This is a genomic window from Mesorhizobium sp. NPDC059025, from assembly GCF_042739655.1.
In the GTDB taxonomy this organism is placed as follows: domain Bacteria; phylum Pseudomonadota; class Alphaproteobacteria; order Rhizobiales; family Rhizobiaceae; genus Mesorhizobium.
Window position 1 is genome coordinate 1 of sequence record NZ_JBHYIM010000003.1, and the last position, 18,550, is coordinate 18,550.

Below are 18,550 nucleotides of genomic sequence, written 5' to 3' on the forward strand. Positions count from 1 at the left end.
TGCTCGCTCGGAATGCCGATCTTCTCGCCGATCGCCTGGATCGCCTGCTTCTTCGCGCCGCGCGCGATCTCGATGTCACTCTTGTACTCGGCCATATCCGGTGATCTCCCAAATCATCAGGCGAGGCATTCGCCGTCGGTGTCGCGCGGCATAGAAGCCGAGTGTGGGGCGTTCCCGCCGTCTCAAAACAGCCGCGCAATACGCGAAATGCGACAGGTCTGTCGGGAGCGAATAGTGAACGGCGGGTGGCGAATAGAGGAAAGCATGACGATCTCAGCCAGCCAGCTTGCGACATAACCACAACCGGCTAACTTCATTCGCTATTCGCTATTCGCTATTCGCTATTCGCTATTCGCTATTCGCTATTCGCTATTCGCTATTCGCTATTCGCTATTCGCTATTCGCTATTCGCTATTGCGCCAGCACGTTGCTGATTTCGACCAGGTTCGAGCGGACGCGCAGGACATAGAAGCCCATCGTCGTCAGATGCGTGGCGAAGATGCCTGTTTCGTCGCTGTTGGCGATCAGCCATGGCTGAATGCGCAGGGCGGAGACGAACTGGGCATCCATCGTGTCCCACAGGCTCTTGAGATTCTTCTGCTTGAGCACGTCCTCGTAGTCGGCCTGTGCCGCCATCATCAATCCGTAATAGGCATAGAGCTGGCCGTAGGCGAACCAGAAACGATCATCCGCACGCGGATCGAAGAAACCGTAATTGTAGTTCTCCGCCCGGTCCTTGAGGATTGCCGAGGTCGAGCCGATGTCGGATGCGATGCGGTCGAGATACTGCTTGAGATTGTCGGCGCGGGCGTCGAAGACCGCCTGGCAGGCGCCTAGCCTGGCATTGAAAGCACGCAGCTTCTTGATGGCATCACGGTAATAGCTCGGCGTCGGCGTCTTGGGGCCGAACGGGCTCAAGCCGAAATACCAGGTATATTCGTCGAACTGCAGATTACCGCGTGCATCCTGCAGGTCGCCGTCGATCTGCGAGGTGGTGCGCACGCGGCCCATATTGTCGGCGAGTTCGGTGGCGGTGCGCCGCACCGCCTGGTTGATGCCGCGCTGGAACGAGGCCTTGTTGTCCATGAACGGCGTCTTGTCCCAATCATAGCCGAACAGGCCGACCTTGTAGAGGATCATCGACGAGATCCAGGCGTTCTGGTTCACGTTGAAATCGGTCAGGTCGGCCGCGACGTCCGCAATCGCAGAGCGCCCGCATGATTTGGTCGTGTCGGTGCCGCCACCGGCGGTCACCTGTTCACCGGCCGATACGTTGCGGCTCTCGAACTTGTACTTGTCGACGTAGTTCGGGTCGAAATTGTTCCACCACTGCGTCGCGTAGAAGAAGTTGGCATAAAGACCGAGCAGGATGAGCAGGCCGACGCCCACCAGCGTCTTCAGGATCCAGCCGCGCCGAAAATACCAACGGCCCACCCACATGAACGGCCACAGGATGATACCGATCAGCAGGCCAATGCCTCGGCCGATCCACTGGAATATCCGGGTGATGAAATTCACGATCGGATCTAGCATGCCGTGGCACCCCCTAGTCGGTCAGGCCGTAGAGACGGTTTCTGAACGTCTCCTTGTCCCTGAGATATGTGGTTTTCAGGACGTCGACAACATGGGACCGCCAGGCCTCGCTGAAGCCTTCATAGTCCTTGTAGAAACCTTGCTTGTTGAAGACGTACCGGGCAACGAAATCCGACGGTACGAAATCCGAGATCAACCGGTTGGTCAGCCAGGCGTCGGCATGCCTTGGTTTCGCGCGCACGACGAGGAAGCGCTGCCGAGGTTGCACATCCTCGATCCTGAGCTGACCGAGTTGGCCGATCTCACGCTTGGCGGCATTCAGGAAGGGGAAATCGCCGTCACGGTTGATCGTTGAAGCATTGTTGTGGATCCACGTCTGCAACCAGACCTTGTCGACACTGGACAGATTGCGATCCGGATCGGACTGCCAGATCAGGTTGCGCACCACCATTTCGGCGCGGTGCTCGAGATAGCCTGAGCTTTCGATCCACGAGGCGCGCGGCAGTTCGATACGGCCGCTCGAAGCGAGGAAACGGAAGACGGCGTCAGGATCCTTGATCGACAGGTAGCTCACCTGCCATGGCCGGGAGCGCCGGAATCCCGGTGCGGCAGGGTCGCCGATGACGGTGGTCACATCGGGGTCGACGAAAACGTAGAGCCCGCCGAAATGGCTTGTCCAATAGGCGTTGTGGCGGAAAATGACCTGGTCGGGCACCAGCGCGTTTTCGCGGATGTCGCCGGTGACCTTGGCCAGTTCCACCATGCGCTCCAGCATCTTGTTGTCACGCCAGGCGTCGGGTTCCTGCTTCAGTCGGTCGACCAGCGTGCCCAGTTCCGAAGCCTTGCCGAGAACGTCCTCGGCCGAAAGGACACGGAATTCCACCTGGTTGATGGAAAGCAGGTCCTCGATGTCGTTCACCGTCGAGACCGAATCCTCTATCTCACCATAGATGACGTCCTTGATGGTCAGCGCATCGATGGCGCGGCTGTTCTTCGACATGAACTCGAACATCAGCTGCGAGGTGTTCGAGAATGCCGTGTGCACCACCGGCAAGTCGATTTGCGACGGGGTCAGGATGATGAACCGGCGATTGATACCGTTGGGATCGAGATAGTCATAGTCGCCGCATTCCTCTGCGATCTCGGGCGAGAAGCCGGTGCGGTCGACGTGAAAGCTCTTCAGCCTGGTCGGCTTGAAGCCGAACGCCTTCAGCGCCTTGTTGTAACGGTCGATGAGATGCAACTCGTCGATCGGCAGCAGGCGGCCGTAGATGAGCTCGTTGTCGCGCAGGAGGTCCATCAGATTTGAGGGCCCAGTGTCATATCCAACATGGTGGCCGGTATTCCGAAGGCCAACATCCATTTGGCATATTGCCAAAACAGCACGAGCGCTGCTTTGCAGAAGCGGAAAAAATTGGGGTTGGCGCCTGTCAACTCCATAGGCGTGCCACGAGCGGACATGTAGGCGACAGTGAACTCCTTGCATGCCTCGCGATTGCGATATGTCGCGACAGCAAGCACGATGAGAAGCATGAAAAACATGTTCTGCCGGACATAGTGCATGTAAAAATCTGACATCGCGTCCATCAGTTTGCCCACAGCCCCTTCTTCTTCAATTCCTCCATTTCCCTGGCTGCCCGTTCGCGCAGGCGGGCGTCGCGCAGCAGCCTGTCGACCGCGGCATCATCGGACTTGTCGGCGTAGCGGAATTCGGAATCGGCGTAGCGGTTGATCTCCTGCATGATAACGTCCATGTCGAACGGACGGCGCAACTCCTCGATCATCGCCTTCTTGTCGTCGTAGCTCTTGTGCATGAAGGCTTCCGGCTTTTCGAACCACTCGTCGGGCAATTCGATGTCCATGGCACGCATCTTGATGGCGTCGGTGACGTTCTTGATGGCGCGGCCGGTAAAGCGCGGCTCGGCCTGCTTGATCAGGTGCAGGTAGCTGCCGACATCTTCCAGCGTCTTCGGTTCGCCGCTTTCCTTGATGAAGCGGTCATAGACTTTCAGCAGCCCGTCCTCGTGCGGCTTGTCATGGCCTTCATAGGCCTCCGCCACGGCGCGCTGGATCTCCTGGGCGGCATAAAGCTTGTGGTCGCCGAGCGGAATCTTGTGGTTCTTGCCGGCAAGCAGCACGAAGATGTCGATATAATCGTCGCGGGTCTGCGGGCCGTCGACCAGCCAGCGGGCGCCGGCGCGCTGGCGCAATGCGTCGTCGACATTTTCGGGATAGTTGGAAAACATGCCGAAGGCGCAGTTGCCGCGCACCACTGTCCCGGCGCCGGCAAAGGCGTCCATCAGGACGCCGGTGATTTCCTGCTGGCCGGCGGAAGCACGGTCGTCGGAACGCTTGGCCGCCACCTGGTCGATATCGTCGATGGTGCCGAAGCCGATCGCGCGCGGATTGAGCACATTGTTGATGAATTGCCGGCAGTTCTGGCCGGACTTGCCCTGGTAGGACGAGATCTGGTCGACGCCGAAATTCTCGTAGGCGAAAGCATAACCGGCGACCTTGCAGTAGTCGTTGACCAGGCCGGCGATCATCTGGATCAGCGTGGTCTTGCCGGTGCCCGGTGCTCCGTCGCCGATGAAGGTGAAAAGGAAGCCGCCGAGTTCGACAAACGGGTTCAGCTCCCGGTCGAAGTCGTAGGCCATCAGCATCTTGGCCAGCTTCACCGACTGGTATTTGGCGATGTGATTGCCGACGACCTCTTCGGGCTTCTTGAAGGTCATCACAAGCGGTTTCGACTTCTTGCCGGGCGCGACATCGAAGCCGTCGATGGTGAAGTCGTCGGTGTCGATGCGAAGATGTGTGTTCTCGAAGGCCCCAAGCCCGTCGAAGCGGGCCTTGCGTGCAAGCAGGCCATCGATGGCGACGCGCGCGAAGCTCTTCGCACGGGTCAAGAGATCGGCGTCGTCCCTGGTACCGGCGAGCGCCCTGTCGAGGCCTGCAACAAGAGATTTCACCGCATCCTGCGGCGTGTCGAACAGAAAGTCGGGTTCGGCAATGTCGTTCGGCGCCTCACCATCGCTGTCGATGAGCTGAGCCAGATAGGAAGCAAAAGCGAAAGCGGCGACATAGGCGGAAGCGGAAAGCAGCTTCTTGAATTGCGTGGCTGGGTCACCCTCGAGCGGCGAACGCGCGTTTTGTGCCTGCAGGCCTTCAAGGTCGGTCGAGCGCGCAAAGATGTCCGAAACCGCCAATGCCACGGCAATGCCGCGTCGAGCACGGTAGAGCAGCGTGTGTTGCGGGATCGACATCAACTGGTCGTCCGGCCGGATGGAGGCCACTGTCTTCTGCAATTCGACCTCGCGCGTCTTGCGCAGCGATCCGGTCGAAACCGTGGAGACGAAGCGGCGACCCGTGCCGGCAAGCGCAGTGCCGGATTCGCCGGACGAATCCTCCAGTACGACGATGCGGTTGATGAAGCTCTGCGCGGTCGCGCGGTGCTTCTCGATGTCGGCCTCGGGAATGGTGGTAAGCCCGGTGTCCATTCGATCCCTCGTTACGTAGTCTCGGTCAGGCTCGTTGTTGTCGTCGCATGATCCAGTTCTGAAAAGCCTGGGCTTGCTTAGACGTCCGAAATCACCCGCCCGCCAGACAGGATGTGCACCTTGTAGCCGTTGAATATCTTCTGGGCTTCGCCGGCCGCATAGAGCGCCTGATAGGCTTCATGCGGCACGAGCGCATGGTTTTCGAAACTGGAAACGCCCTGACGCGTCGCTTCCAGGTCGTCGGTGTTGATGAAGAATTCCTGAGTGGTCTTCTCGCTGGAGAAAAGGCCGCGGCGGCCGGGCTTTTCGCCTTTCGAATAGACCTCCTGGATCGTCCAGGTGAGCAGCCAGGCGTTTTCCGGCTTGCGCACCTTGGCCAGCACCTCGGTCACCGTCGAGTTGTTGTCGGTGATGCCGGCGGAATAAAAGGGGCCAAGAACCACGCGCCGCAACTGCTTGGGATGCAGCGGCTCGAAATCCTTGTCGAGATTGACGGCGATCGTCAGCGGAGACAGCGAATAGGACGAGTTCTTTTCGGTGAAGTCGTCAAAGCGCCGTGCGAGATCAGGGTTCAGCAAGCCGTCCACGGGCAGCGGGATCTCGACCTTTTCATTGAGTCGACCATCCTTGCCGACCAACTGGCGCACGACGTCATCAGAAGAATCCTCCACTGTCACCATATAGACCAGCGGCAGGTTGGCGGTGCCGTCGAAACTTGCCCAATGCACCAGATAATAGGGCAGGCCGGACTTCGGATTGACCGAGACCTTGGCGGTCTGTGCCAGCGTAAAGGGACCAAAGGTCTCGCCGCTCTTGATGTCTTCCAGGTAAAGCCGCTCCGCCATCGACTTCTGCAGCGTCGTCGGAAATTCCTTGTGGCGCAGGATGAAGTCGGCCATTTCGGCGCGCAGTTCGCGCGCTGACGGAATGGTGGCCAGCCGGCTGTCGGCCTGGCGTCGGTCGTTCTCCAGCTCAAGCAGGTTCTGAAAGACCGGATAGCCGCTTTCGGCGCGGGAGATCTTGAAAGTCTCCATGAAGCCGAGACGGTTGCGCCAGCAGGTGAAGGACTTGTCGAGACGGCTTATGTACTCGGCCACGATCTTGGCGACGATGCCATGCCGGTAAAGCGGCGAGCGATCGTCGCGCATGAAGATCTCGAGACCGGACAAGGCGGCCGTTATAGCCGAGAAATAGCGCTCGGCCGCATCGGTTTCGATGCTCATGCCTTGGCTCCCTTCCGTGTCAGGGGAGCCAAACAATTGGTGGGGTTACAAAAAGGCATGGATGAAGGTGAACTGTCCTGCCGGGCTAGCGCAATTCCAGGAAAAGTGTGCACGGTTTTCCGTTCGGAATTGCGCAAAAACAAAGAGTTAGAGCGTTTCCGCGTTTCCTTGAAAAACGGAAACGCTCTAAGGTCAGGACTGAACATAGTTCGCTGAATTGTGCTTCTTCATGACTTCGTCGAAGCGGCGGGCAAAGGCATCGTCGGCCAGCTTCTTGCGGCGCTGGATGTCGGCGGTTGCGACCATGTTCTTCTCGTGCATTTCGAGCAGGTCGCCAATGTGCTTCTGGGCGGCGGCGCCAATCCCGGCCATCGTCTCTTCAGCGGTGGTGTCCACCTGCGAGCCCAGCGTGTTGATCTTGTGCGCGACATCCTGCTGGGCGGCCGTCTTCAACGAATCCTCCAGCGCCTTGTAGAGTACGATGCGCTGTTCGGTATCGATGGTCAGCTTGTTGATCAACGTCGACTGTGCGGCAATCTGATTGTTCAGCGAGTCCACGAAGGTCTGGAACATCGACGTATAGCGTTCCAGCGTCTGGCTGGCCGCGAGCAATTCCTGTTCCTTGGCCTGACGCTCGTTGTATTCCGTGGCGAGCTTGGTGCGGTCGCTCTCCAGCGCGGTGCGCTCCTTCTGGCTGGTCGAGGCGGCGATCTTGTTTTCGATGTCCAGCAGCAGCGGGTTCAGCTCCTGGATACGCTTCTGGACGGCCTCGAGTTCGGCCATGGTCGCCTTGCGACGTTCGATCACCTGCGAAAGGCTGGTCTCGGAGGTCTTGTAGCGCTGGTCGAGCACTTCCTTCTGCGCTTTCAGGATGCCGACGATCGTGTCGGACTTGGCCAGAAGCTCCTGCAGGTTGCCGGCGAGCGACATGTTGCGTACTCGGTCGGTACGCATGCGCTGCTTCTTCTGCGCTGAAAAGATGCCGACGAAGCTCTCCCAGCCGGTGTAGTTCTTCATGCTTTCGAATTCGGAGCCGAAGACATTGGTCGCGTCTTCAAGGCCGATAATGAGATCGGCGATGTTGGCTTCCATCGTCTTTTGCTGCTTGAGAACGTCCTGGATGCGGGCGTTCTCAATGTCGAAATTGGCGTCACCGATCTTTTGATCGGCCTTGGCGAGCGTGTCGAGCACCGTACCGGACTGCTCGATCTTTGAACGCATGTCCTCGACGACCTGCCTGGTCTTGGCGATTTCGGTGTCGAAGTTCTGCAATGTCGCCATCAGATCCCCCTAGCGGTGGCAAACCCAAAACTGCGCGTGGCAGCCTGCGGCGAATATATGTGGGGCGATTGGCGATTGAAAGACACATGCGTTGCTTTCGCTGCGGAGGTGATCGTTGCCGGCAGCGATGCACACGACAATTGCCTTTGGACTAAGGCTTTGGATCGGCTTTCAGATAGGCGATGACATTGGCGATCTCGGCATCGTCCTTCAGGCCCATGTAAGCCATCTTGTTGCCTGGAACCTTCTGTTTCGGGCTGCGCAGATATTCGGCCAGCGAGGTGTCGTTCCAGACCAGGCCCGCTGCGCCAGCGTCCTTCATGGCTTGCGAATATTTGGCGAGATAGCTTGGTGCAGTGCCGGCGGTCCGGCCAAAGACGCCCATCAGATGCGGCCCGAGCCTGTCCTTTTCCGATGTGGCGTCATGGCAGGCCATGCACTTGTTGAACACCTTCTTGCCAGCGACCGCATCACCGTCGGCGAGCGCGGGCAGGGCAAAAAGCGTGGTGAGAATGGCGATGGCTGGGCCGAGTGCCTGGCATTTCATGATCGTTCCTCGGATGGACAGTGACGCCGTCAGCGTATCAGCAGCTGCCGGCGAACGGCCATAGTACTCTTGGCCGCAGCTTGTAGCCCAAGTCGCAAACATGCGTCTCAGGGACGCGAAAAGCCGATGAAATCGTCGGGTTGCGCGCGGCCCATCTCTTCTTCCCAGTGACGACGGCAAAGCGAAACATAGATGTCCTTGCCGATCGCCACCTGCTCGCCCTGCCGGGCAACCTTGCCGTCGGGGCCGAGGCGCACGACCATCGTCGCCTTGCGGCCGCAGCGACAGATGGTGCGCACCTCGCGCAGGTCGTCGGCGATGGCCAGAAGCGCACGCGAACCGGTGAACAGATTGCCCTGGAAGTCGGTGCGCAATCCGTAACACATCACCGGAATGCCGAGCCGGTCGGCAACACGGGCGAGTTGCCAGACCTGATCTTCTTCCAGGAACTGTGCCTCGTCGATGAAGACGCAATGCACGGTGGTGTGCCCGTGGTGCTCGGCGATGCGGGCGTAGAGGTCGTCGCCGCCACGGAACATCTCCGCCTCGGCTTCCAGGCCGATGCGCGAGGAAATGAAACCCGTGTCGCCCTTGCGATAGTGGCCGGCCACGAACAGCATCGTCGTCATGCCGCTTTCGCGATAGTTGTAGGAAGCCTGCAAGAGCATGGTGGTCTTGCCGGCGTTCATGGTTGCGTAATTGAAGTAGAGCTTGGCCATGACCCTTTATGCAGAAGTTGAGGGCGGCGGGGAGAGGTGCTTTCGGACCTTCCACCAAAAAAGCTTGGCCGTGTCGCTGATCGGCCAATGCGCGCCGTCAATCGTATCTCCTGGTGCTTGAAACAACACAAGAATGGTGTTTGGCTGACACAACAAGGCCAGGCGCAGGAATCCGCTTCGCCAAACAAACACAATGGGAGAAAGTTCATGTTGCGCATGAAGTCTATCGTCGCAGGATTCGGCCTGGCTGCCTTGCTGTCCACCAGCGCGGCATTTGCCGGCGACGCCGCAAGCTGCAAGAAAGTACGCCTGTCGGATGTCGGCTGGACCGATATCCAGGCTACCACGGGCGTTGCATCCGTGCTGCTCACTGCGCTCGGCTACGAGCCGGAGGTGATCCAGCTCTCGGTGCCGGTCACCTATGCCTCGCTGAAAAACAAGGACCTCGACGTCTTCCTCGGCAACTGGATGCCGTCGATGACCAACGACATCAAGGACTATACCGCTGACGGTTCGGTCGAGACCATTTCCGAGAACCTTTCGGGTGCAGGCTACGGCATCGTCGTGCCGACCTATGTTGCCGAAGGCGGCGTGAAGACGCTGACCGACCTCGGCAAATTCAAGGACAAGTTCGAGGGCAAGATCTACGGTATCGAGGCTGGCAATGACGGCAACCGCATCATCCTCGACATGATCAAGAATCCGGCCGACAACCTGCAGGGCTTCGAACTGGTCGAATCCTCGGAAGCCGGCATGCTGACGCAGGCCGAGCAGTCGATGAAGGACAACAAATGGATCGCTTTCCTCGGCTGGACGCCGCATCCGGTGATGGGTGCCATGAAGATCACCTATCTCGATGGCATGGGTGACTCGGGCTTCGGCGCGGCGACCGTCTCGACCAATGTTCGCAAGGGCTATCTGCAGGAATGCCCGAATGCAGGCGCCTTCATCAAGAACCTGAAGTTCAATCTGGATATGGAAGGCCAGATGATGGACGGAATCCTCAAGGGCGGCAACGCCAACGACGTCGCAAAGGACTGGCTGAAAAAGAACCCGGACGCCGCAACGCCCTGGCTTGCCGGCGTGACGACCTTTGATGGTGGCGATGCTGCTGCTGCCGTGAAGAGCGCGATAGGCGGCTGACCGAAATCGCTCTAGCGGGCGACGTGATAGGGCGGCCGCCCGTCGGGGGCTGCCCTTTTTTGCAGGCTGTGACAAGATAACAATGCCCCGAGGGTGGGACGGAGGCATGACGAGGGAGGGCAGATGGATCCCGTTTCGAATTTCCTGGTCGCTTGGAAAATACCGGTCGGCTTGTGGGGAAAAGCGTTCTTCACGTTCCTAACCGACAACTTCAACACCATCTTCCGCGGTTTCTCGAACGGGCTGAACACGCTGCTCGATGGTATCGTCAATCTGCTGTTGATGATGCCGCCGGTGGTCGTCGTCCTGCTGATCGCGCTGCTCGCATGGTGGCTGCAGCGCTCGAAGGCGCTGGCGATCGGCGTTCTTCTGAGCCTGCTTTTCATCATCAACCAAGGCCTGTGGAAGCAGACCGTACAAACACTCGTACTGGTGGTGGCTGCCGCTGCCGCCTCGATGGCGATCGGCGTGCCGCTCGGCATCTGGGCGGCGCACAAGCCAAAGGTCTACAGGGTCATGCTGCCGGTACTCGACCTGATGCAGACGCTGCCGACCTTCGTCTACCTGATCCCGGTGCTTACGCTGTTTGGACTCGGCAACGCGCCGGGCCTTATCGTCACCATCATCTTCGTCATTCCGACTGCGGTTCGCCTTACCCATCTCGGTGTCACTTCGGTGCCGAAAGCGATCATCGAAGCTGGCGAAGCCTTCGGCGCCACCAAGCGCCAGCTTCTGTGGAAAGTCGAACTGCCGGCGGCGTTGCCGACCATCATGGCCGGGCTGACCCAGTGCATCATGCTGTCGCTGTCGATGGTGGTGTTCGCGGCGCTGATCGGTGCCGGAGGTCTCGGAACAGAAATCAACCGCGCGCTCGGTTCGCGCAAGATCGACCTCGGACTTGAAGCCGGTCTTGCCATCGTGGTGCTGGCAATCGTGCTCGACCGCATGACGCGTATCGGCGTGGGAGGCAAGAAATGACCATCGCCGTCGATTTCAAGAATGTCGACATCGTCTTCGGCCCGGATACGCGCGATGCGCTGGCGATGGTCGACAAGGGGGCGACCCGCGCCGAGATCCTGGAGCAGACCGGCAATGTGCTGGGCTGTGCCGGAGCCAACCTCACCGTCAACGAGGGCGAAATCTCCGTCTTGATGGGGCTGTCGGGTTCCGGCAAGTCGACGCTGCTGCGCGCCGTCAACCGGCTCAACATCGTCAGCCGCGGCCAGGTGATGGTGAAGAACGGTGACGGCATGGTCGATGTCGTCTCCTGCGACGAGGCGACATTGCGCCAGTTGCGCCAGCACCAGGTGGCCATGGTGTTCCAGCAATTCGGCCTTCTGCCCTGGCGCACGGTGGAGGAGAATGTCGGTCTGGGCCTCGAGCTTGCCGGTGTGCCGGAAGCCGAACGCAAGACGCGTGTGGAAAAGCAGCTCAAGCTGGTCAACCTCGATCCATGGGCGAAAAAGTACGCACACGAGCTGTCCGGCGGCATGCAGCAGCGTGTCGGCCTGGCACGCGCCTTTGCCACCGAAGCACCGATCCTGTTGATGGACGAGCCGTTCTCGGCACTCGATCCGCTGATCCGTACCAAGCTGCAGGACGAGTTGCTGCAACTGCAGAAGACGCTGAAGAAGACCATCATCTTCGTCAGCCACGATCTCGAGGAAGCGCTCAAGATCGGCAGCACGATCACCATCATGGAAGGCGGCCGCATCGTGCAATCCGGCCCGCCGGAAGACATCGTGCTGAAGCCGGCCAACGACTATGTGCGCGAATTCATTTCCAACGTGAATCCGCTCTCCGTGCTCACCGCCTGGAACGTCATGCGCGATCGCCGGGACCTGGAAACCACCGATGATGGCTGGATTTGGCTCGACCGGCGCAAGACGACCCGGTTCAAGATCGACAGCCACGGACTGGTGGCTGCCGCGGAGCGTGACGGCAAGCCGGCGGTGTGGATTTCCTGTGCGGACGTGGAGCGCCAGCCCGACGAGGCATCGCAGGTATTCTGGGCGACACCTGGAACGTCGCTCAAGACGGTGATGCTTGCGATGCATCGTTCGCAGACAGCGCCGGTGGCGCTGTTCGACGACCAGTCGCGGTTCGTCGGCGCCATCGGTATCCGCGACGTGCTCTCGGCTGTCCTGCGACGCTAGAGCAATTCCCCGCTTCCGTGAAAACGAAAGGAACGTCGGGCAGGCCGTATCGTTTCTGAAATTCGTTGCGGGCGGGTTCCGCCGGTATTTTCGAATATAAGCATATTGTGCCAGGCTTCCTGACCCGGTGGTCCATCGGGGCAGGAGAGGCTTGCTGGCTTTGGAATGTGACCCATATCGCTCGTCCGGTCTCCTGGGAGGGAATGAGATGAGTACCCGGAATGCTCCCGCTTCAGTTCGTATGGCGTACTGGTTCTGGATTGTCGCGATCATCACAGCGCTGACCGAACTGGCGGCGCGTTTCCTGAGTGATCCACGCGGACCGATGCAGGCTCTTTCCGAGAGCGGCACCGAGCTTGCAGTCCGCACCTGTGCCTATGTGCTGCTGTTTTCGCTGGCGACTTTCATGCGGCGCGGCTCGAATGTCGCGCGTCACCTGCTGGCGCTGATCTATGGCGGCCTCGGTACGCTTTCCCTGGTACTGGAACCGATCATGTGGGGCGCGGATGGAGGCGACGCACTGAACTTCCTCAGTGATGCCGGGCTGGCGATGTGGTCGATGATCATCAGCCGCGTCCTGCATCTCGTGGCTGTCTGGGGTGGCGTCATCCTCGCCTACCGCAGCGACGCCAGTGCGTATTTCCGCCGCCTGCCGGCAACACGAACTTTATAAGCGTCGAATATCCGCTTGTTGACCGACAACCGACAGCCAAGCTTTTTACCCTCGGCCTTATGTGGCGAGTGGCAGGCGAAGTTCTGTCTGAAGTCCACCCTGGGGATGGTTTGACAGATAGATCTCGCCGCCCGCGGCGCGTGCAATGTTGCGGGCGATCGTCAACCCCAGGCCGAGGCCACCCGTCTCGCGATTGCGCGATTTCTCCAGCCGGATGAACGGGCTGAACACGGCATCAAGCTTGGCCTGCGGTATGCCGGGGCCTTCGTCCCGGATGACCAGGGCAATCTGGTTGTCCGAATGGTGCAGACTGAGCTGCGCCCGCTGACCATAGGTCACCGCATTCTGGACGAGGTTGGTGACGCATCGCCTGAGTGCGACAGGTCTCGCCCTGCAGATCAACTCACGCGAAGGCAGTCCGTTGTCATCCAACGTCACTTCCGGGAAGCCATCGGCAATCGACTCCACAAGGGATACGAAATCGATGCGCTCGCTTTTCTCTTCAGCCACCTCGAAGGTGGCGAAGTCGATGACCGAGCGGGCGATGTCCTCGATATCGCCGAGGTCCCTGGCAAGGTCTTCGCGCAGCTTTGACTTGCGCAGCAGCGCAAGCCGCAGGCGCATGCGCGTGAGCGGGGTGCGCAGGTCGTGCGCCAGCGCAGCCGCCAGCTGTTCGCGGTCCTCGACATATTCGCGCAGCCGCGACTGCATCACATTGATGGCGCGCGCCGCGGTCCTGATCTCACGACTGCCGGCTTCGGATATCGCAGGACTTTTCAGATCCTTGCTGATGCGCTTCACCGCCGTTTCCATGATCCTGTAAGGTGCGGTCAGGCGGCGGATGGACCAGACCGACATCACCACCACCAGTCCGGCCATGATGCCGTAGAGCGGCAGGCTCTCCGGGCTCAGCACCGGTCCCGGCGGGATGATCGGCTCGGTGAAGTTCAACCATTGACCGTCGGAGAACTGGATCGAGGCGGTCAGCTTGTCGCTGTGCGCAAACCCGGCGGAGAGCGTGAGCAGATCCTTTTCCACCTGACCGATGTCGGTGCCTGGCCTGCGCGGCGGCTTTTCGGACTCGGTGGCTGCGTCACGCCGCACCCTCGCTTCGATGACGCCGAAGCGCGACAGGCGGCTGACCAGGATGTCTTCCAGTTCCGCCAGTTGATCGTCCTGGGCGATCGACGAAGCGACGACCGGCGTGTCCGAAACCGTCAGCGCATAGCTGGTGCTTGCCACCCCCGAAGCCATGCGCTTGCGGTCCACGGGTGTGGCCGAATAGAGCAGCTGCACGACGGCGAAGGCCCGATCGTTGAGCCGATAGTAGTCGACGACGTCGGATGCCGCGGCGCGGTCGCGCGCAACGATGTAGAGGGTTGCAACCTGGCTGACGAGCAGGCTGGCGATCACCACCAACAGGACCCAGGCCGGCAGGGTCTGAGGCAGGAATCGCTTCATTCGCTGACGGTCTCGGGAATGAACTGATAGCCGCCGCTGCGTACCGTCTGGATCAGCTGCGGCGTCTTCGGATCGTCTTCCATCTTGCGACGCAACCGGCTGACCAGGATGTCGACGCTGCGGTCATAGGCGATGGCGCCATCGCCGCCCGAAAGCTCGATGAGCTGATCTCGCGTCAGCACGCGCTGAGCACTCTTGACGAACGTATGCAGCAGATTGAACTCGGCGGCGGTCAGTTCCACCCGCACATCGCCGGGCGCCACCAGGCTGCGGCGCGAACAGTCCATGGTCCAGCCGGCAAAACGGTAGATCTGCCGAGGCGGCAGACGCTTTGCTTCGACAGCTCCGCTGTTGCGCCTCAGCACGGCCCGGATCCGCGCCAGCAATTCGCGCGGGTCGAACGGTTTCGGCAGATAGTCATCGGCGCCCATCTCAAGGCCGACGACGCGGTCGGTCGTCTCGTTGACCGCTGTCAGCATGATGATCGGGATGTCCTGATTGGCACTGCGCAGTTCGCGGCAGAGTTCGAGGCCGCTTTTGCCCGGCAGCATCACGTCGAGGACGACCAGGTCGAAATGACCACGCCGCATGATGGTTTCCATCTCGGTGCCGTCCCGAGCCACCGAGGTGCGCAGGCCGCGTTTCTCGAAGAATTCCTGCAGCAGATCGCGGATGCCCCTGTCGTCGTCGACGATGAGAATATGCGGATCGGTTTTCACTCAATACCTGTCTTCTGGACTGGTCGCTCAGCCGGCCACGTGGTCGTGATTTGCGTCATATAGGATAGGGCCGCTCAGGTGTCTTGGCCAGCGGATCGACAAAATGTCCGCAGAAACAATCCAGAAACAAAATTCAACAAACCAGAAAAACTCCTGAAAAAAATCAATGGCATAACGATAACCGCAGCGGCCAGAACACCGGTCGCGGCGCCTCGCAACAGGGAGATCAGGACCCCGCCATGCCCAGAAGTTCGTATCGATGGATGGGAGCGCTGTTCGGCATTTCGCTCGCCATGGTCGGTGCCGGACATTCGAATGCGGAAGCGGCGATCACCCGAAGCGAACGTTGCAACCGGCTAAGTCAACAGCTCGACGAGGCCATCGAAAACCACGCCCAGGCGGTGCAGGTCGCCCAGGCAAAGGCGCTTCAGAAAAAGGCGACCCGATATTGTGCCGACCACAAGCAGGCGCAGGGTATCCGGACCTTCGCCAACGCATTGAAGCTCCTCGGAGTGACACCGGACGATTCCAGCCAGTGAAGCTCGAAATCCAGCCTGCGAACAAAGGAAAGTTGATCATGAAAAAGACCCTTCTCTCCGCTCTCGGCCTCGCCGTCGCTCTCGCCTTCTCGATGCCGGTTCTCGGCACCTCCGCCGCCAACGCCGCTTCGGCGACCGCGACGACCACGACGACCGCCCCTGCGGCTGCCCCGGCGGCTACCGCCACCACGACTGCCAAGAAGCCGGTCGAGAAGATGGCGGTCAAGAAGGTGAAGAAGCACAAGAAGGCTGCCAAGAAGGCCGAAGCCAAGAAGACGATGTAATTCGTCCTGGCGACCTCGAGGCCGTCTTCGAACCCCCTCACGAAGGCGGCCTTGCAATCCAGAGCGTTTCCGTTTTTCACGGAAATGCGGAAACGCTCTAACCCTTTGTTTCTAAGCAATTCCAGACGGAAAACCGCTACGCACTTTTCCTGGGATTGTTCTAAAACCCGCCGTGGCCATGCGGGCCCCTGCGGAAAGGCGCTTCGACGCGCAGAACGGGTCACGCCCGATTGGCCGCCCGCTGTTCCGCCCCAGCACCAGGGTTCTTGAAGACCGCTGGCAGTCGGCCCTCGGCCGTGCCTCCGGACAGGCCCGCGCAACAAGGAACAACTCCCATGAAGAAGTCCATCCTTTCAGCTCTCGGCCTTGCTATGGCGCTTGCCTTCGCGGTTCCTGCCCTCGGGACTGGTACGGCAAATGCAGCCGAAGTCGCCAAGCATGTCGTGCACAAGAAGCATCACCGTCATCACAGCGTCGCGCCCAAGAGGCATCACGCAAGCAGGCATCACGCCCGTAAGCATCATCGGCATCATGCCCGTCGGCACCATGTCCATATGGCCGCAAAAAAGGCTTGAGCCTCAGCGTCGACGGCAAAAGAGAAAGGCCGCCTCCGGTATCCGGCGAGCGGCCTTCCTTTTATCGATGGCCGATGCGCGTTATTGTTTCGGCTGCCCAACCGCGAGAGACTGCTTGCTCTCGTCCTACCGGCCTTCGCGATACCACATGCTACCCATCGCCAGGAGCAGCAGACCCAACCCAAGGAAGCCGCCGAAAAGCGGGACACGCGAGACTGCTTTCAGCACGCTGTCATTGGTGGTCCTCAGCCCGATCCAGTCACGACCTGCCGCTTCAGCCTGGTCCCTGATCGGTACGATCGAGGGCAAGGCAACATCAGCGCCGGTCCCGGCGGCCACGCGCCGCACGCTGCCGCCGGTGGCCTCGGCTGCGGGTTTCAGGATGTTCTGCGTCGAAACCACGTCGCCGAATTCCGGTGCGTTGACGGGACCGACATGTGCCAGTGCGGTGAGATCGCCGCTGGCGACCTGATAGAGGCCGATCTCGCTCACTTCGATGCTGCCGCTGAAGATGCCGGGTTCCGACTTCTGCAACTTGATCGTCAGCGCCTTGCCGGATGGGGTGATGATCCGCGCACTGCCGGGATCCTCGCTCATGGTCTGGCGACGGACTTCGAGCGTCATGCCTCGACCTTCCGTCGTCAGGCGTTCCTCTTCGAGTTCCGGCTCCTTCATCAGCCAATGCGCGATCCGGCGGTAGAGTTGCACATAGGGGCCGCCGCCTTCGAAACCGCGTGCCCACAACCAGCCCTGATCGGACAGCAGCATGCCGACGCGACCCTCGCCCTTGCGGTCAAGCACCAGCAATGGGCGATCGTCGGCGCCCTTCATGACAACCTCGCCTTCGGGTCGGTCGATACCGATGGTACGGAACCAGCGCCCCCAGCGTGGTGGGTTGAGCTCGGAGCCCTCGAGGCCGCGCGTAACGGGGTGCCGTTGGCCGAGATCGGTCAAGCGCGGGTAGAAAGCCTTGTCGATTACTTCACCCGTTGGCATGCCCGGCAAGGCCCCCATCAGGGGGGTGCGTGCGATGGTTGCCTGGCCGCCATATTCCGGACCGGCGGCGATGAGCAGGGCGCCGCCCTTTTCGACATATTCCGTGATGTAGTCGTAGTAGAGGGTCGGCAGCACATCGCGGTGCTGATAGCGATCGAAAATGATCAGATCGAACTCGTTGATCTTTTCGACGAACAACTCGCGGACAGGAAAAGCGATCAGCGACAGCTCGTTGATCGGCGTTCCATCCTGCTTTTCCGGCGGCCTCAGGATGGTGAAGTGAACCAGATCCACCGAAGCGTCGGATTTCAGCAGGTTGCGCCAGGTGCGCTCGCCGGCATGCGGCTCTCCGGAAACGAGCAGCACGCGCAGATTCTCGCGGATGCCGTCCACCAGCGCGATCGTGCGGTTGTTGACGTCGGTGAGTTCGCCGTCTTCCTTGGGAATGGCAAGCTCGACGATGTTGCGACCCGCGGTCGGGACCGTGATCTGCAGCGGCATTTCCTGGCCGACGAAGGCGCGTTCGACGGCCACCTGCTGGCCGTTGACGGAAACGCGCACTTCGACCGGACCGGTCTGGCCGTCGGTGGCGATGACGCGGTAGGTCATGTCGAGCGGTTTGCCGACAAGTCCGAAGCGGGGCGCCTTGTCGAAGCGGACACGACGGTCCTTCTCGCCCTCCTGGCCGGTGATCAGCGCATGCAGCGGCGCGTTGAGTTCCGAACGTCCGGCCGGCACGTCGTGCACTTCGCCATCGGTGATCATGACCGCACCGGCAACACGCGACGGCGGCACGTCGCGCAGTGCGCCGTTCAAGGCGGAGAACAGTCGTGTTTCGGTACGATCTTCGGCTGCTCCACTCTTGCCCGCTTCGACAACACGCACGTCGAATTGCTTGAAACGGGCAATCCGTTCCTTCAGGCCGGCAAGGGCTGCGTCCGTCTGTGCCTTGCGATCGCCGATATCCTGGCTCTGGCTGCGGTCGACGACGACCGCCACGACGCTTTTCAAGGCTTCCCGTTCTTCATCGAGCAGAACAGGGTTCAGGAGAGCAAGCGCAAAGGCGGCGAGCGCTGCAAGGCGCAGAAAAGCGCCGCGCTGCCGGAACCACAGACCCGCACCTGCGATAAGCGCCAGCGGTGCCAGGATCGCCGCCAGGAGCGGCCAGGAGAGCAGGGGTTCTAACGCCACCGACCAGTTCATG

General features: G+C 60.5%; 18 protein-coding genes. 6 read left to right on the top strand and 12 right to left on the bottom strand.

The features are described 5' to 3' along the window. Nucleotides 1–411 precede the first annotated feature (411 nt). The 8 genes from ACFWYE_RS07965 to ACFWYE_RS08000 all read right to left on the bottom strand — a co-directional run bounded on the left by ACFWYE_RS07965 (nucleotide 412) and on the right by ACFWYE_RS08000 (nucleotide 8,800). Nucleotides 412–1,533, bottom strand: coding sequence for a DUF2333 family protein (locus ACFWYE_RS07965; RefSeq protein ID WP_379110656.1), 1,122 nt, complete (start codon nucleotides 1,531–1,533; stop codon nucleotides 412–414). Between the two features lie 13 nt (nucleotides 1,534–1,546). Beyond that, entirely contained in the window at nucleotides 1,547–2,833 is a 1,287-nt protein-coding gene (locus tag ACFWYE_RS07970) for a DUF6638 family protein (RefSeq protein WP_379110658.1), read from the bottom strand. After that, nucleotides 2,833–3,132 (bottom strand): hypothetical protein, encoded by a 300-nt coding sequence (locus ACFWYE_RS07975; protein ID WP_379110660.1) that lies wholly within the window; start codon nucleotides 3,130–3,132, stop codon nucleotides 2,833–2,835. The genes ACFWYE_RS07970 and ACFWYE_RS07975 overlap by 1 nt, the downstream gene beginning before the upstream one ends. Next, nucleotides 3,120–5,030 carry an AAA family ATPase gene (locus ACFWYE_RS07980; protein ID WP_379110662.1) on the bottom strand — a complete coding sequence of 637 codons (1,911 nt, stop codon included), beginning with the start codon at nucleotides 5,028–5,030 and terminating at the stop codon, nucleotides 3,120–3,122. Before ACFWYE_RS07980 ends, ACFWYE_RS07975 begins: the two co-directional genes overlap by 13 nt. A gap of 77 nt (nucleotides 5,031–5,107) precedes the next feature. Then, a complete protein-coding gene (locus ACFWYE_RS07985; RefSeq protein WP_379067617.1) occupies nucleotides 5,108–6,253 on the bottom strand; it encodes a hypothetical protein in 1,146 nt (381 codons plus the stop codon). A 192-nt stretch (nucleotides 6,254–6,445) separates the two neighbouring features. After that, nucleotides 6,446–7,534 carry a hypothetical protein gene (locus ACFWYE_RS07990; RefSeq protein ID WP_129413787.1) on the bottom strand — a complete coding sequence of 363 codons (1,089 nt, stop codon included), beginning with the start codon at nucleotides 7,532–7,534 and terminating at the stop codon, nucleotides 6,446–6,448. A 151-nt stretch (nucleotides 7,535–7,685) separates the two neighbouring features. After that, complete coding sequence (locus ACFWYE_RS07995; RefSeq protein ID WP_379067619.1) at nucleotides 7,686–8,081, bottom strand: c-type cytochrome; 396 nt, start codon at nucleotides 8,079–8,081, stop codon at nucleotides 7,686–7,688. Nucleotides 8,082–8,188: 107 nt separating this feature from the next. Next, nucleotides 8,189–8,800: a thymidine kinase gene (locus ACFWYE_RS08000; RefSeq protein WP_379110664.1), complete on the bottom strand. Its 612-nt coding sequence runs from the start codon at nucleotides 8,798–8,800 to the stop codon at nucleotides 8,189–8,191. A gap of 207 nt (nucleotides 8,801–9,007) precedes the next feature. Here ACFWYE_RS08000 and choX point away from each other — a divergent pair, with 207 nt between their 5' ends. From choX to ACFWYE_RS08020, 4 genes are all read left to right on the top strand, one after another. After that, nucleotides 9,008–9,943, top strand: a complete 936-nt coding sequence (gene choX, locus ACFWYE_RS08005) for a choline ABC transporter substrate-binding protein (protein ID WP_379110665.1) — start codon at nucleotides 9,008–9,010, stop codon at nucleotides 9,941–9,943. Between the two features lie 123 nt (nucleotides 9,944–10,066). Further along, the gene (choW, locus tag ACFWYE_RS08010) at nucleotides 10,067–10,921 is read left to right on the top strand and encodes a choline ABC transporter permease subunit (RefSeq protein ID WP_326893976.1); all 855 of its coding nucleotides are present in this window, start codon (nucleotides 10,067–10,069) and stop codon (nucleotides 10,919–10,921) included. After that, a complete protein-coding gene (gene choV / locus ACFWYE_RS08015; RefSeq protein ID WP_379067625.1) occupies nucleotides 10,918–12,099 on the top strand; it encodes a choline ABC transporter ATP-binding protein in 1,182 nt (393 codons plus the stop codon). The genes choW and choV overlap by 4 nt, the downstream gene beginning before the upstream one ends. Before the next feature lie 208 nt (nucleotides 12,100–12,307). Further along, entirely contained in the window at nucleotides 12,308–12,772 is a 465-nt protein-coding gene (locus tag ACFWYE_RS08020; protein WP_379067627.1) for a hypothetical protein, read from the top strand. A 57-nt stretch (nucleotides 12,773–12,829) separates the two neighbouring features. Here the strand turns inward: ACFWYE_RS08020 and ACFWYE_RS08025 are convergent, their stop codons facing one another. Continuing rightward, nucleotides 12,830–14,233, bottom strand: a complete 1,404-nt coding sequence (locus ACFWYE_RS08025) for an ATP-binding protein (RefSeq protein ID WP_379067629.1) — start codon at nucleotides 14,231–14,233, stop codon at nucleotides 12,830–12,832. Further along, a complete protein-coding gene (locus ACFWYE_RS08030; protein ID WP_379067631.1) occupies nucleotides 14,230–14,952 on the bottom strand; it encodes a response regulator in 723 nt (240 codons plus the stop codon). The genes ACFWYE_RS08025 and ACFWYE_RS08030 overlap by 4 nt, the downstream gene beginning before the upstream one ends. Nucleotides 14,953–15,035: 83 nt before the next feature. Between ACFWYE_RS08030 and ACFWYE_RS08035 the strand changes: the two genes are divergently transcribed. Continuing rightward, a complete protein-coding gene (locus tag ACFWYE_RS08035) occupies nucleotides 15,036–15,491 on the top strand; it encodes a hypothetical protein (RefSeq protein ID WP_379067633.1) in 456 nt (151 codons plus the stop codon). 38 nt (nucleotides 15,492–15,529) lie between these two features. Continuing rightward, nucleotides 15,530–15,775, top strand: a complete 246-nt coding sequence (locus tag ACFWYE_RS08040; RefSeq protein ID WP_129413796.1) for a hypothetical protein — start codon at nucleotides 15,530–15,532, stop codon at nucleotides 15,773–15,775. A gap of 353 nt (nucleotides 15,776–16,128) precedes the next feature. Here the strand turns inward: ACFWYE_RS08040 and ACFWYE_RS08045 are convergent, their stop codons facing one another. Both ACFWYE_RS08045 and ACFWYE_RS08050 read right to left on the bottom strand, forming a co-directional pair. Next, on the bottom strand, nucleotides 16,129–16,329 hold the full coding sequence (locus ACFWYE_RS08045; protein WP_379067635.1) for a hypothetical protein: 201 nt from the start codon (nucleotides 16,327–16,329) through the stop codon (nucleotides 16,129–16,131). Nucleotides 16,330–16,476: 147 nt separating this feature from the next. Then, nucleotides 16,477–18,549: a hypothetical protein gene (locus ACFWYE_RS08050; protein WP_379110667.1), complete on the bottom strand. Its 2,073-nt coding sequence runs from the start codon at nucleotides 18,547–18,549 to the stop codon at nucleotides 16,477–16,479. Between the last annotated feature and the right edge of the window lies 1 nt (nucleotide 18,550).